General features: G+C 65.2%; 15 protein-coding genes, 1 pseudogene and 1 CRISPR repeat array. Of the genes and pseudogenes, 8 read left to right on the top strand and 8 right to left on the bottom strand.

What is annotated here, in order from left to right:
• Positions 1 to 359: 359 nt before the first annotated feature.
• Entirely contained in the window at positions 360 to 1,394 is a 1,035-nt protein-coding gene (locus KGQ19_RS16910; RefSeq protein WP_212010126.1) for an integrase core domain-containing protein, read from the top strand.
• Positions 1,395 to 1,437: 43 nt separating this feature from the next.
• Positions 1,438 to 1,832: a CRISPR direct-repeat array (repeat unit 29 nt; unit sequence CGATCCACCTCCGCTCGCGCAGAGAGTCC).
• Positions 1,833 to 2,563: 731 nt separating this feature from the next.
• On the opposite strand, the gene KGQ19_RS16905 is transcribed toward KGQ19_RS16910, so the two are convergent.
• The gene (locus KGQ19_RS16905) at positions 2,564 to 3,727 is read right to left on the bottom strand and encodes a tyrosine-type recombinase/integrase (RefSeq protein ID WP_212010125.1); all 1,164 of its coding nucleotides are present in this window, start codon (positions 3,725 to 3,727) and stop codon (positions 2,564 to 2,566) included.
• A 198-nt stretch (positions 3,728 to 3,925) separates the two neighbouring features.
• Between KGQ19_RS16905 and KGQ19_RS16900 the strand changes: the two genes are divergently transcribed.
• The 4 genes and pseudogenes from KGQ19_RS16900 (at position 3,926) to KGQ19_RS52800 (ending at position 5,443) form a co-directional block, all read left to right on the top strand.
• On the top strand, positions 3,926 to 4,372 hold the full coding sequence (locus tag KGQ19_RS16900; RefSeq protein WP_212010157.1) for a hypothetical protein: 447 nt from the start codon (positions 3,926 to 3,928) through the stop codon (positions 4,370 to 4,372).
• A 230-nt stretch (positions 4,373 to 4,602) separates the two neighbouring features.
• On the top strand, positions 4,603 to 4,947 hold the full coding sequence (locus tag KGQ19_RS16895) for a helix-turn-helix domain-containing protein (RefSeq protein ID WP_212010124.1): 345 nt from the start codon (positions 4,603 to 4,605) through the stop codon (positions 4,945 to 4,947).
• An 84-nt stretch (positions 4,948 to 5,031) separates the two neighbouring features.
• Positions 5,032 to 5,139: pseudogene (locus KGQ19_RS52805) on the top strand (IS5/IS1182 family transposase); the annotation flags it as partial.
• Between the two features lie 154 nt (positions 5,140 to 5,293).
• Positions 5,294 to 5,443 (top strand): hypothetical protein, encoded by a 150-nt coding sequence (locus tag KGQ19_RS52800; protein ID WP_368862112.1) that lies wholly within the window; start codon positions 5,294 to 5,296, stop codon positions 5,441 to 5,443.
• A 284-nt stretch (positions 5,444 to 5,727) separates the two neighbouring features.
• Here the strand turns inward: KGQ19_RS52800 and KGQ19_RS16880 are convergent, their stop codons facing one another.
• From KGQ19_RS16880 to KGQ19_RS16865, 4 genes are all read right to left on the bottom strand, one after another.
• The gene (locus KGQ19_RS16880; protein ID WP_212010123.1) at positions 5,728 to 6,597 is read right to left on the bottom strand and encodes a hypothetical protein; all 870 of its coding nucleotides are present in this window, start codon (positions 6,595 to 6,597) and stop codon (positions 5,728 to 5,730) included.
• Entirely contained in the window at positions 6,594 to 7,409 is an 816-nt protein-coding gene (locus KGQ19_RS16875) for a phosphotransferase family protein (protein ID WP_212010122.1), read from the bottom strand. Before KGQ19_RS16875 ends, KGQ19_RS16880 begins: the two co-directional genes overlap by 4 nt.
• Positions 7,410 to 7,478: 69 nt before the next feature.
• On the bottom strand, positions 7,479 to 7,649 hold the full coding sequence (locus KGQ19_RS16870; protein ID WP_212010121.1) for a hypothetical protein: 171 nt from the start codon (positions 7,647 to 7,649) through the stop codon (positions 7,479 to 7,481).
• Positions 7,646 to 8,761, bottom strand: a complete 1,116-nt coding sequence (locus KGQ19_RS16865) for a radical SAM protein (RefSeq protein WP_212010120.1) — start codon at positions 8,759 to 8,761, stop codon at positions 7,646 to 7,648. The genes KGQ19_RS16870 and KGQ19_RS16865 overlap by 4 nt, the downstream gene beginning before the upstream one ends.
• 433 nt (positions 8,762 to 9,194) lie before the next feature.
• On the opposite strand from KGQ19_RS16865, the gene KGQ19_RS16860 reads away from it, so the two are divergent.
• Complete coding sequence (locus KGQ19_RS16860; RefSeq protein ID WP_212010119.1) at positions 9,195 to 10,007, top strand: DUF5919 domain-containing protein; 813 nt, start codon at positions 9,195 to 9,197, stop codon at positions 10,005 to 10,007.
• Entirely contained in the window at positions 10,004 to 10,603 is a 600-nt protein-coding gene (locus KGQ19_RS16855) for an NUDIX hydrolase (RefSeq protein WP_307856435.1), read from the top strand. The genes KGQ19_RS16860 and KGQ19_RS16855 overlap by 4 nt, the downstream gene beginning before the upstream one ends.
• A 35-nt stretch (positions 10,604 to 10,638) precedes the next feature.
• On the opposite strand, the gene KGQ19_RS52795 is transcribed toward KGQ19_RS16855, so the two are convergent.
• Genes KGQ19_RS52795 through KGQ19_RS16840 form a run of 3 tightly spaced genes read right to left on the bottom strand, consistent with a single transcriptional unit; the run spans position 10,639 to position 12,051 of the window.
• Positions 10,639 to 11,283 carry a helix-turn-helix domain-containing protein gene (locus KGQ19_RS52795; RefSeq protein WP_212010118.1) on the bottom strand — a complete coding sequence of 215 codons (645 nt, stop codon included), beginning with the start codon at positions 11,281 to 11,283 and terminating at the stop codon, positions 10,639 to 10,641.
• Positions 11,284 to 11,286: 3 nt separating this feature from the next.
• On the bottom strand, positions 11,287 to 11,739 hold the full coding sequence (locus KGQ19_RS16845; protein ID WP_212010117.1) for an ATP-binding protein: 453 nt from the start codon (positions 11,737 to 11,739) through the stop codon (positions 11,287 to 11,289).
• A 3-nt stretch (positions 11,740 to 11,742) separates the two neighbouring features.
• A complete protein-coding gene (locus KGQ19_RS16840; protein WP_212010116.1) occupies positions 11,743 to 12,051 on the bottom strand; it encodes a hypothetical protein in 309 nt (102 codons plus the stop codon).
• Between the two features lie 319 nt (positions 12,052 to 12,370).
• On the opposite strand from KGQ19_RS16840, the gene KGQ19_RS16835 reads away from it, so the two are divergent.
• On the top strand, positions 12,371 to 12,576 hold a 206-nt coding region (locus KGQ19_RS16835), incomplete at its 3' end, for a helix-turn-helix domain-containing protein (RefSeq protein WP_212010115.1).

Genomic DNA, 12,576 nt, shown 5'->3' with positions numbered 1-12,576 from the left:
CCACCGATGAAGCCCATCTCTCACCTACAGCCGCCCCATTCAGCGCCTACTAGTCCAACAGCAACCATCAATGGTGGCTTCCACATCTGAGAACCGTGCCACAGCTTGGAGTCAGTGCGTCCCCGCTCCCGCCAGTCCGCCGCGCCTACGGCGATCTGCTGCCGGGTGAGCAGATCAGACCACTGATCGGCGACCCAACTGGCGAGGCTCGACCACTGTTCCAGCAACGTCGCATCGCAGACAGCGACATGCGTGCCTGTCGTGCACCAATACTCGGCCATCAGCTGTGACCTGGGCCGGGGCACCTGCAAGAATTTTGCTTCGCGGCTGTTCGTCTGCTGTATCGGATCTTCGTGGCCATGCTCGGTTGGCTGGTGTTTTTGGCCCGATCCTCGGCATCGAAGGATGCGGAGTTACTTGCTCTCCGGCAGGAGGTCGCGGTGCCGCGCCGGACCAACCCGAAGCCCCGGATCGACTGGACCGACCGGGCACTGCTGTCCGCGCCGGCCAGGGTCCTGCCAAAGGCGCTTCAGGCACACCGGATGGTGACCCCCGGCACGCTACTGCGGTGGCATCACAGGCTCATCGCGAACAAGTGGCATCAGCCCAAGCCGCCTGGTCGTCCGCCGATCCCGGATGAACTGGTGGCCCTGATCGTCCGGCTCTCGACTGAGAACCCCAGCTGCGGCACGGTGCGGATCCAAGACGAACTACGCCGGCTCGGCCACCGCATCGGCGCCTCCACCATCCGTCGAATCCTGCGCTCCCACACAATTCCGCCGCCGGACCAGCGAAACGACACCTGGCGAACGTTCCCGCGCACCCAAGCCGAGACGATTCTGGCCATCGACTTCCTGCACGTCGACACCGTGACGCTGAAACGGCTGTATGCGGCGGTCGTCATCGAGATCGGCAGCCGCCGGGCCTATCTGCTGGGTGTCACCGACCACCCGACCGGCGCCTGGGCCACTCAGGTCGCCCGGGAACTCGCCGCCGATCTGGAACAGGCCGGCCACCGCTTCACCCGGCTGATCCGGGACCGGGATGCCAAGTTCACCGAGTCCTTCGACGCCGTGTTCACCGCCATCGGCATCGAGATCTTGCCGACCGCGCCGCAGGCGCCGAGGATGAACGCCTACGTCGAGCGGCTGATCGGCTCGATCCGCCGCGAATGCTGCGACCGGCTCCTCATCGTCGGGCAGCACCACCTGCGTCGGGTCTTGGACGAATACCTTGAGCACTACAACGCCGGCCGGTCCCACCAAGGCCACGGCATGGCGCTACCCGCCCCGAATGATCCATCCAACGTGATCCCGATGCCAGTTTCCATCAACGAGATCCGCCGCCGAAAACGACTCGGAGGCTTGATCAACGAGTATCGAATAGCAGCCTAAACCCCAGGTCAGACCCTATGGCTCGGTTTTGGTGCAGGACAGGCGATCCACCTCCGCTCGCGCAGAGAGTCCGTGTCCAGGTTCCCGCCGGTCTCGTGATCCTGCGATCCACCTCCGCTCGCGCAGAGAGTCCGGGGGCGACCCCGGAGGTTCCCACCGTATTACCGATCCACCTCCGCTCGCGCAGAGAGTCCCACCCGGCCCGATTCGGGGCCGGCACCGTGGGCGATCCACCTCCGCTCGCGCAGAGAGTCCGATCAGGCGCGGTCGCTGTCGTCATTGGACACCGATCCACCTCCGCTCGCGCAGAGAGTCCAGAACCTCCGCAGCGATTTCGGCGAACTCGTCCGATCCACCTCCGCTCGCGCAGAGAGTCCCTCCCGCGCCACGGTCAGGCCTCGGTGGTGTGCGATCCACCTCCGCTCGCGCAGAGAGTCCATCTCATCCGGGAGCAGGTTCTCGGCGTGCAGCGATCCACCTCCGCTCGAGCGGAGGTGGATCGTTGAGCTTCGACGTGTTTGTATGTGTCCCTTTGGACTCTCTGCGCGAGCGGAGGTGGATCGATGTCGGTGCTCATGATCTCTCCTATCGGGATGGACTCTCTGCGCGAGCGGAGGTGGATCGGTCACCGGACCCATCCGCACCGCGCCGCTCGTGGACTCTCTGCGCGAGCGGAGGTGGTTCGCCCCATCCTCGCCGCGGCGGAACTTCGGTCGAGTGCTCTCCGTGCAAGTGGAGGTTCATCAGGAGGCGGTGCGCCGGCTGTAACTACGTGCTGATAGCTGCCGACGTTCTCTCCGGTAGCCAGAGGTGCTGAGACCGGCCACCTGCACCTCGTGGGGGCACGGCGCATTCTCTGCGCGCAGGCGGAGGTGGTCCAAAGGAAGCCCTTCACCGAGGTGGAGTGCCTTCACTTAGCATTCGAATGCATGCGCCATAGGCGTTGGGCGCAGCAGGTCGGACAAGATCCGCGTATTGGGTCTACGACATCTCAGATCCGGCGCCGAAGTGCCCTGCGGCGGTCCACCGGCCAGGGCTGAAGACCCAGATCTGAGTGTCTGCTTCCACTTCGTCCCTCAGCCAATCGCCGAATGGAAGTACGCAGCCCACGAACATCTGTCGCCGCGTGTCGTGGCGGCAGAGTCCGCGGAGTCTACCGAAGAGGAGCGTCAGGCCGCACGCATCCGCGACGGCTGCCCCGACCCATCCATCTTGCGCTCGAGTTGCGCAGCGATGGCGTTCGCAGCGTGCCTCTTGGCCTCGTCGACAACCGATGTGTACAGGTCAGCGGTGATCGCGGTGGTGGAGTGGCCTAGCATCTCTGAGACAACCTTGATCGCGACGCCAGCGCTCAGCGCGTGGGTTGCCGTTCCGTGTCTCAGATCGTGCAAGCGGATCGGGGGAAGGCCCGCTTCGCGAGCCAGTCGTGCGAACAGGTCGGTGATCCGCCCCGGCTGCAGCGGCGTACCGTCACGGTTGGTGAACACCAGGCCAGTGTCCAGCCAGGCATCGCCGAACTTGCCGGCTTCACGGCGTTGAGCAGCGCGATGTTCGGTTACGGCGACGACAACCGGCTTGGCGAGCATCAGGGCACGCGCGCCTGCCTCGGTCTTGGTGGCGCCGATCGTCGGGTGATAGCCGACCTGCACGATTTGTTGGTTGATCTCGATGCTGCGGGCCTTGAAGTCGACGTCCTGCCAGCGCAGCCCGCACACCTCGCCGCGGCGCAGTCCGCAGTGTGCTGCCAGCAGGAAGAGCGCGAAGAGTCGGTGGCGGGAGGCGCGCTCCAGGAATGCAGCGGTCTGCTCTGCGGTCCAGACCATCACCGGATACGGCGTAACGCCGGACGTGCGCCACACCTCGACGCGGGCGTCGGTCCAGACTTTGGGTCTCGGCGGCTTGCCGGATGGCAGCTTCACCAGGCTGGCAACGTTCATGGTGATCAGTTGCTCGTTGACCGCGTCGGTCAACGCCGATCGCAGCGCCGCACGGATGCGCTGGATAGTAGCCGCGCTCGCCGGACGCCGGAATGGTGGCATGGTGGCGAGTAGTTCCCGCGCAGCGCGAGCGGCACCGGGGTTGTGGTCCCGCCACGCCTTCTTCGAGGCGGCAAGGACTGCGTGTCGGGCAGCATTGGCCTCCGCGATGTCCTCGGCCTCCTGTGCGATCTTTTCAAAAGCACGGCGAACGTGGACGGCACCGAGCCGCTCCAGTCGGTAGTGGCCAAGGTACGGGATCAGGTACTGCTGTACCTGCTGGGTATAGCCGCGGTGCGTTGTCGGACGCAGAATTCTGCTCTTCGCCGCCAGCCACTCGGTCAGGTACTCCTCCACTGAAGATCCACCATCCTGAAGTGGCTGTTCAGAGTGCTGGCATGGCGTGGTTTGTGGGTGCTCGTGCTGGTCGTGGGCGGCTGTCCGTGGTCTCGATCGTTCCGCCGTTCCGCCGTTCCGCCGTTCCGCCGTTCCGCCGTTTCGGGGTCGCGGGGCGTGGTGCTGTTTCTACGCTCGGTCGTTATGACAGATTCCGTGATGCTGGGCCGGATCGCCGCTCGGCGTGCCGAGCTGGATCTCCTGGAAGAGGAGCTGGCCAAGCGGCTGGCCGACGTGCGCGTCGAGGGTGACGAACTTGTGGTGGCTGAGCGCGTCGTGCAGCGGATCAGCGAGAAGGGTTTCGGTGAGTACTTGTCGCTGGCGCCCGCGCCGCCGGAGGCGCAGGTGGGCGGCCGGTCGGTGCTGCTGATCCCGGCCCGTGTCGGCGGCCTCGACGCCGAGGCGCTGCCGCCGGACTACCAGCGGATCTTGGCTATCGTGCGCGATGCCGTCGGGCCGGTGAAGGTCAAGGAGGTCGGCGCCAAGCTCGGTCTGCCGGTTCAGGTGCGCGGCAAGTTGGAGCCGCTGCGCGGGAAGATGACCAAGCTCGCCGATCGCGGCTGGCTGCGCAAACGCGGTGACGGCCGGTTCACGTCCGCCTTCTGAGTATCCCTTACCGCTATCGGGTCCGCCGTGGACAGCGAAACACACACTGACCTGGATAGAAGACGTGGACACGGCCCGCCAGACATTCATGCCCCGGGCGTCGGAAGGTGCTGGGGCCAGCGGGATGACGTCCCGCATAGCAGTGATCATGCAGCCTCTGATTTCACCCCAAAGTGGGACGGCGATCGGAGCCGCGGGTAAGGGGCGTCCCCGGTACTCATCGACGTTGTGTGACGAACACCAACGAACAGCCCAGGGACGCCGTCTCCCTTGTCCACTCCTGCCGCCTGCCGCTGTCCACGACGACCTTGAACCACGTCGCCGACCGGCTGCCCGCCCATCTGAAGGCGATCGGCTCCCGCTGGCGGTCCCTACCGGCAGGCCGGATCGCGCTGCTCGTACTCGCGGTGCTGCGCCACGACCAGCGCGCCGCCGACCTGGCCGGCGACAACGGCATCTCGGCGACCACGATGCGCCGCTGGATCAACGAGGTGATCGGCCTGCTCGCGGCCAGAGCCCGCGTCTGGACCGCGCCCTGGCCAAGATCGCGAAACGCGGCGGCGAGGTCGTGCTGATCGACGGCACCCTCATCCCCACCCGCCGCCGCACCAGGAAGGCGAACAGACCGAACTACTCGGGCAAGCACCACCGTCACGCCCCTGCACTTCCTCGCACTCACCGACGAGAGGGGACGGCTCATCTGGATCTCCGCCGCCAGACCCGGCCGCACCCACGACGCCACCGCCGCCCGCCACGACCACATCGTCGCCCACCTGAAGGCCGCCGGCCTCGGCGCCCTGGCCGACCTCGGCTTCTACGGCGTGGACAAGCCGGCCGACCCTGACGACCTGGTCATCGTCACCGGCTACAAGGCCACCCGCTACCGCAAACTCACCACCGGTCAAAAAAGCCGCCAACAAGGTGATCGCCGCCGGACGCGCCCCCGTCGAGCACGGCTTCGCCCACCTCAAAAACTGGCGCGTCCTCACGAAACTGCGCACCGATCCTGCCCGCGCCACCAGCCTGCTCCGCGCCCTGCTTGTCCTGACGAACCTCGAAGTCGACCGGTGACGGACGATCAAGACCCCAGACAGCCGCGTACGACCAGCACAAGCACCAACGAACCCTGACATACCAGTATCCCGACCAGGCGATTCAGGATGGCAGCCTCTCCATGTCGAGCAGGGCCAACATCATGCTGCGGCACGTCGGCTGGGCATCCTGACCGATCACCTGGCCCACCTCGGCATGCGGCCGAGTCCGCATGTCATCGCGTTAGTAGGGTCTGCTCCAGCCGAGTCAGCACTATAAAGGCACTGATTCCATGGCTCGTGGAAGGTAGCAGGCCCTTCTTCTCAAAGCTCTTCGACGATACGTGTCGCCTCAGTCCTGGCCCGGACATAGGCGGAGGCATAGGTCTGCCCCCACGCGACGATCTGCGCGCATCGCCACAAGGCCATGATCCTGCCGGTCTCCGATTCAAGGTCGGACCTGAACCTGTGCTCGACCTTGGCCGCCACCGACGCGCTTCCGAGCGAGTTCGCCCACAAGTTCGCCGCATCCAGGCCGCGGGGCGCTCTTCCCCAGTCCTCCCAATCGGTGATCCACAGCTGCGGTCCCGTAACGTTGGACCATCCGAGGTCCGCATGCGCGGTCATCCACTGCCAGCGTTCCGGGTGCAAGTCCTCAAGGACAGGGAACACTCTGCGGATCTCGGCCTCGACGCGCGCAGTAGTTATCGGTTGGCAGTCGGGGGTGGCCAGCCTGCTCGTGTCGGCCGCCGCTAGAGCTTCCAGCGACGTGGCAAGATCGTCCCACCACCGCGGCGGCAGGGCATCGGCTTCCTCTAGCCACTCCGCCTTCGTCCGTATGGGCTCAGCACCGCGGATCAGCTCGACCTCGTCGACGCGCCACACCGTACCCGGACGCAGAGGTTCGCCACGCCAGGACGCGCCGCGGAACCACTGTGGCCGCGCCACACCGGTGAGTGCCTGAGCCGCTTCGAACCCCCAACCCTGGCCAGCGACCGGGCCGGCCATTCGCTCACTGCCCCGCAGCTCGATCCGGACCCACGAGCCTGTGGCGGTCGCTGCCCCGATCGTTCGACGCTTTCGCACCACGGACGCAGGGTCCAGCCGGACATCAAGCATCTGCTCGACTCGATCTGTCACGTCGCGGACGTCGTGGTGTCGAAGGTCGTATCTCTGCGCGGCAGGCTCCGTCACGATGCACCCCTGCGGAATGACGCCCACTTCTGTGCGGACTGGGCCATGGACGCCTTCCACTGCAGTGGCTCGGCCTTCGCGATGTCGTCCCACATGCGTGCGGAGGCTGCGGCAAAGACATCGACGGCCCGATCGTCCGCACCGTCCCATCCGTCGCACTGCTGCGCCCACAGTTCCGCGCTCTTCGCCGAATGGCCGGCATCGATGAGCCGGATGAGCAGGCACGCCGGGTCAATGAAGCTCGCACCTCGCGTCGCCCACGCCCAATCGATGATCCATGCGCCGCCCTCCTCACCAATGAGGACGTTGTGGCCGGCGAAGTCTGTGTGCAGAAGCGAGTCTCCGGCCAGCAACCCGGCGTCATCGGCCCCGGCCCACGCGCTCCACCGCTGATCAGCGGCCCGGAGCTCAGGCAAGTCGGGAGCAGTTACGCGGTGCAGGCGGTTCGCGACCTTCACCACGTCATCGAGGTACGGCGAACCCGGTGCGTAGTCAGCGTGACCCCCGCCGATGTATTCGAAGGCCAGCAGACTCCAGCCCTCGGTTTCCGCAGACCACAACAACTGCGGCGACACGGCGAGCACGAACTGGTTGATCGCGGCCTCACGCCGCTGGGAGGCGAGAGCCGTCCTCGCCTCCAACGGGACCCCCTTGAGGAAGACCCGACCGTCGGCCGTATCGAGAACCGCGGCGATCTGGGAGTTGAGCCCGGCAGCCACGGTACGTGCGGAGACCACGCGACCGGCCTTGGCCTCGACAGCATCCCGGAGGGGCTGGGGCAGGTCCGACCAGTCAGTATGAGTCATCGCCACAGAACGGGTCTCCTTGGGTGCGAGGGGAGGAGGAGCGGGACCTCGTTACAAGGCCCCGCTGCTCGGACTCTAGTAGGGCTGGTCGTCGCTGTCGGAGCAGGAGCACATCATGTGCTCGCCGAAGTCGCCCATGTCACCGATGATCTCGATGGTGTCGACATCGTCGAAGATGCGAGGCAACTGCTCAGCCTCCTCGGCCCCGACTGGGCGGGTGCTTAGAGCCACCATGACTGTGGTCATACCGATTCCTTCCTTCCGTGTTGGCAATAGCTGGATAGCGGAGCTTTGGCTTGCTGATAGAGCTTGGCCAGCGGTCGACACACGGTGCAGCTCCCGGAGATCGCGCAGCCGGAACAGCCACCGGTCCGCACCTGCGCCCTGTCTGCGATGGCTCCGAGCCGGGCCAATCCCGGCAGCCCTTCGGTAGGGAGGTCGATCTTCACGTCGCGCTCGACCTTGCAGACGGTCGCACGACCGTGCAGGTCGACGTGGAAAAAGGTGTGGCCGGCGTTGCAACCGGTGAAAGGCGAGCGCGGCGTGAGCGTGGCGACGTCTTGCGCGTCGAGCACCTCGGCGCCGCCATAGATCGTCGGCGACAGATTGCCGTACACGTTGTGCTCGATGCCCCACGTCTCGGCCAGCCCGATCATCGCGTCACGCTCGTGGGCGTTGGACCGGGTGAGGACGATGTTCAGCCGTAGAGGCAGGCCGGACTCGATCGCCGCGGCCATCCCCCTCATGAACAGCCGCCACCCACCGCGACGCCGGACCAGCGCGTCGTAGGCGTCCTCGGATGCGCCGTAGATGGACGCGGTAATCCGCCAAGGAGGGTACCGGTCGAAGAGTTCGAGGATGCGCGGCTGGTGCAGTTGGGAGGCGTTGGTCGAGATGTGCAGCATCATCCCGAGCTCGGCCGCGAGGGCGTAGGCGCGGATGAAGTCCCGGTCGATGGTGGGCTCGCCGCCGGTGATTTGAAGGAACAGGACGCCGGCGTCACGCATCGTCTTGAGCAGCCTGACCTTGTCCTCCCACAGCAGGCCTTCGAACTTCTTCAGCGCGAGATAGCAGTGTTCGCAGTCCCAGTTGCAACCCAGATTGATCTCCCATGAGGCGCGCCCAAAGCCTCCGTTGGGTAAGGGTGAGGACTCGCGGACCAGGATCGCGTCGCGAAGTTGCGGCTGGTCAAGGTCGATGCCGAACGCTGTCTTGATCGGGTCGACCAGTTCCGGCGGACACCGATCGGCCCCCGCTAGTTCGTCGAACAACGCGGACGGCAGCCGGAGCCCGGGCTTGCCACCGGGTTTGACGATGAAGTGCCCGCCGAGGAACGGCGCGGCGATCAGCTGGTGCACTGCCTCTCCTTTTGGACGTTCTCAATGAGGTCCCCCGCAAGTTGCGGGTCGCATAGCCATTCGATATTTCGCCCAACCTCGTAAACCTCTCGGTGGTCCTGGCGGGCGCGGCCTTCTTCCTGGTCAGGATCAGGGTCGTGGCGGTGCTGATCGGCGTTCACCATCCACCTTTCCTGTACGTGATCGTTCTGTGGAGTGCGGGCCGGGCTCGCCATTGCCTGCGAGTGCACTGGCTGGCCTCGCCTCGCTCCGACCGCGTCCCCACACCGGAGCGACCCGGCCCGCTATACGGAGCGTGCCTCAACGCCGTATCGGCGGAAGAGGCCATGCCGGTGGTCAGCGTGTAGCCATGGCTGTAGCCATTCGCGCTGCGCTTGCCTGATGACCTCGATGAAGGCGGGCTCGCGCGTAACGGTCACGCTACGCTGAGCTCATGAGTGTCGGTGTGCTGATAAAGCAGCAGCGCGACGTGCTGAACCTGACGCTTGAGGAAGTCGCCGATCAGATGATGGCGATCATGAATCGCGACACTCTGACACGACACGATGTGTGGCGCTGGCAGGAGAACGAAGTCACGCCACGCTACTGGCTGCCGGCGCTGGCGCAGGTGCTCCAGGTCGACGTCGAGGTACTCCGGACCGCGGCCCGCAAGCAGCGAACCCCGCAGGCACCTATCTCCAGCAACGGCCCCGAGAGTGCCAGCGGATCTGACGCTGAAAACGTCGACGCGGTAATCGCCTACGCCGCTCGCAAACTGATCACGCGCGACCGGTGGAACGACACCATCCAAGCCGCGCATCAGACGTTGTGGCTCTACGGGATGGCCGAATACCGCTACGCCCTCGACAGCGAAGTCCCCGTCATCCTCAAAGAGGCGGCCGGCAGCAGCTGCGAAATCAAGGTTCTACTTCTAGACCCAACCTTCTCTGGCACCTTTGACATCGACCGAGACGAGGGAAACCCAGAAGGCGCCCTGGCAACCCGGATCACCGCGTCGCTCGCGCGTTTCCACGCCATGCAGCAGGACTGCGGCGCAGCCATGCAGCTACGCGTCTACGCCGCTCCCCCGACCACTAGCATCGTCCGGGCCGACGACCACCTGATCGTCACGCCCTACGTCCGGTACCTCGCTGGCCGCAGCTCGCCGACCTTGGAGCTGCGCCGCGCCTCCGACGGGGGCATGTTCGACCGCTACACCAGACACTTCGACAGCGCCTGGAACCGAGCAAGGGATTGGACACAGTGACAGCGAACGACGACACCGCAACCGGCACTGCCCAGCACGGCAGCATGGCGGACGCCGAACTCTTGAATACGGAGATCCTGCTCGCCAAGCCCAAGCGGGTCGTACGCGAAGACCTCCGCATGCCCGATGGCAAGGTCATCGACTGGTACTTCATGGACACGCCGGCCAGCGTGATGGTGGTCCCGATCACCACCGACAACCAGCTGGTGTTCGTCCGCCAGTACCGGCACAACCTCAAGACTCACTGCCTGGAGCTACCCGCCGGCGCCGTGTCGGCCGGTGAAGACCCAGCAGATGCGGCTCTTCGTGAGCTGGAAGAGGAGACAGGCTACCGCCTAGCCGCCGGGGAGCAACTGGCGCCGCTGGGCCGCTTCTACTCCCTGCCTTCAGAGACGAACAAGTACACCTACTTCTACTCCGCCCGGGTGACCAAGCACCACGAACCCGTTCTGGACAACGAGATCGAGCGCTATTTCGACATGAGTGTCGTGACAGTGTCCGTAGCGGATGCATTCAAGCGGATTGGAACGGACATCGACGGCATGGAAACCGTCGGCGCGCTCATGCTCGCCAGGCAGCACATCGCGGCCGGCTGAGTCTGTCCTCGGCTGGCAAACGGTGTACCGCTTGATCAGACCAGTCCACGATCGCAGACTGGCCGCAGAACGACCGAGCACCCGAGCTTCTGTGCCCAGACAACAAGCGTGATCGGCCGCGGAGGTACGCGGAGAAGCTCCCAGCGCTGGATCGAGTCTCGACTCACGCCGACGAGTTGGCCGAGCCCTGCCTGGCTGAGACCTGACGCCGTGCGGCGGTTTCGCAATGGCCAAGCCAGCCGCCGTCGCTCAAAGGACTCCCAAGTCTCGCCAGCTCTCGGACGCGATGGTCCTTGCCACAACTCGCCGACTGGGCTCGAGATCGCCAGGCGCTGATCCAGCGCGCGGCACCACTGCATCAAATGCTGCAGTGTCGGCTCCATCTGCCCGGTCTCCCACTCGGAGATCGCTCGACCCCGAACCGGCAGATGGGACGACAGGGCGTTCTGGGTGAGGTCGACTCCCTGTCGCACAGTCCTCAGACCAGTGACAATCTGCCAGAACGCCAGTTCCGCCTCATCGTCAACGCGCAGAGTCGCCGAGGCCTCTTGTGTGTCTGGAGGTACCGGCAGTCGGCTCACGTAAATGGCCGAGCTGGCGGCTCCGACTCGATGGGAAATGCCACGTCCCGCAAAAAGCCCCAAGGCCTGGGGCCGGTAGCCCGCTAGTTGTCGTCGCATGGTTCATTTCCGCCCCGTCTCAGAAAGCACGACAGCCCGAGCGCCGATGCCACAGTCATCCGTGACGTTCCCAGGAGGCGCCCGGATCTCTGCCCACACGCCGCGAGCGTGGCGGGCGCCGAGGACTCCCCAGGCCGACGACAGACTCGCGACCATTACGAGCCCGCGACCAACCTCGTCCTCGTCGTCATCGACTATTTGGACTCGTGGCTCAGTCGGCCCGCCGGCATCATCAACACGTACGCGCCACCGATTGGTGAAAGCCGCCAGGTGCACGGTGAAAGTGCCGCCGGGCAGACCACTTGTAGTGTGGCGAATGGCGTTTGTGACGAGCTCTGATGCTACGAGCACCACGTCATCTACGCCTAGCGCTTCTCCGAGCACGTGCTGGGTCCACGCGCGCGCTTCGTGTATGGATTCCCTGCTGCCCGGGAACGTGGCGGAGTAGTAGGGCACGGCTCATTCCCCTGATTGAACGCGAGCCCGAATAGTGGCTTCGAAGCGCCGACGCTGACGCCTGGAGATGTTCCGGCAGTCCCGCCCGTCCGGACAGCCGTAGACATCCTGGACGATCGACCACTCCTGGTCCAGGACCTCAAACTCTTCACCTTCACAGATAATGTGGCGGTTGCCCTCTTGAACCTGTTGCAGAGCACGGTCGACCGCATACGATTCCGCTCCTGCGAGGTGCAGCTCCCGCAGACGGCGCCCGACTTCGTGCTCCGTGCCCCGGAAGACCGGCGTGACACCTGAATACTGCTCGTTCACTTCGCGCCGTTCCTCTGTCTGACCTGACTCTCCGATCTCGTCGGATATCGCAGGCTGTTGATCTCGCCACAGCCAGCATCGCTCGGTTTTCAGCACCCGGATATGTGGGTTTATGACAGGGTGGTCCAGGCAAGGACACTGACGGCATCTGGATGGACTACAGGGAGTAGTCATGGCCGATGGTGAGATGAGACGCTGCACCGGATGTCGCGCCTCCCTGAGCCAGTACAACCGGGGAACGCGCTGCGGTGCCTGTAGCCGTGACACGCGGCTAGCGGCCTCACCAGAGCTGTGGGCCAGCGCTCAGGTCGCCCAAGCTATGGTGAAGTGGGACCTGGGTACGGTGCTGCGCCTATACCGCATGCATACCGGGGCCCGGCAGGCGATGCTCGCAGCCGCGTTCAACGTCGACCAGTCGGTGATCAGCCGTCTGATGAATGGGCGACGCAGCATTGCCGATCGGCGTCAGATTCTCGAGTTCACCCAGAAACTCGGCATCCCCGACTCTCTGCTCCCCGCCCTACC

It is taken from the genome of Catenulispora pinistramenti (assembly GCF_018274385.1).
GTDB lineage: Bacteria > Actinomycetota > Actinomycetes > Streptomycetales > Catenulisporaceae > Catenulispora > Catenulispora pinistramenti.
This window is presented reverse-complemented; position numbering and strand designations above follow the sequence as displayed.

Bases quoted from the DNA above. Each gene is read 5' to 3' on its own strand.
- KGQ19_RS16910 (WP_212010126.1), top strand. From the start codon at position 360: ATGCTCGGTTGGCTGGTGTTTTTGGCCCGATCCTCGGCATCGAAGGAT.
- KGQ19_RS16900 (WP_212010157.1), top strand. From the start codon at position 3,926: ATGCTGGGCCGGATCGCCGCTCGGCGTGCCGAGCTGGATCTCCTGGAA.
- KGQ19_RS16870 (WP_212010121.1), bottom strand. From the start codon at position 7,649: ATGACCACAGTCATGGTGGCTCTAAGCACCCGCCCAGTCGGGGCCGAG.
- KGQ19_RS16860 (WP_212010119.1), top strand. From the start codon at position 9,195: ATGAGTGTCGGTGTGCTGATAAAGCAGCAGCGCGACGTGCTGAACCTG.
- KGQ19_RS52795 (WP_212010118.1), bottom strand. From the start codon at position 11,283: ATGCGACGACAACTAGCGGGCTACCGGCCCCAGGCCTTGGGGCTTTTT.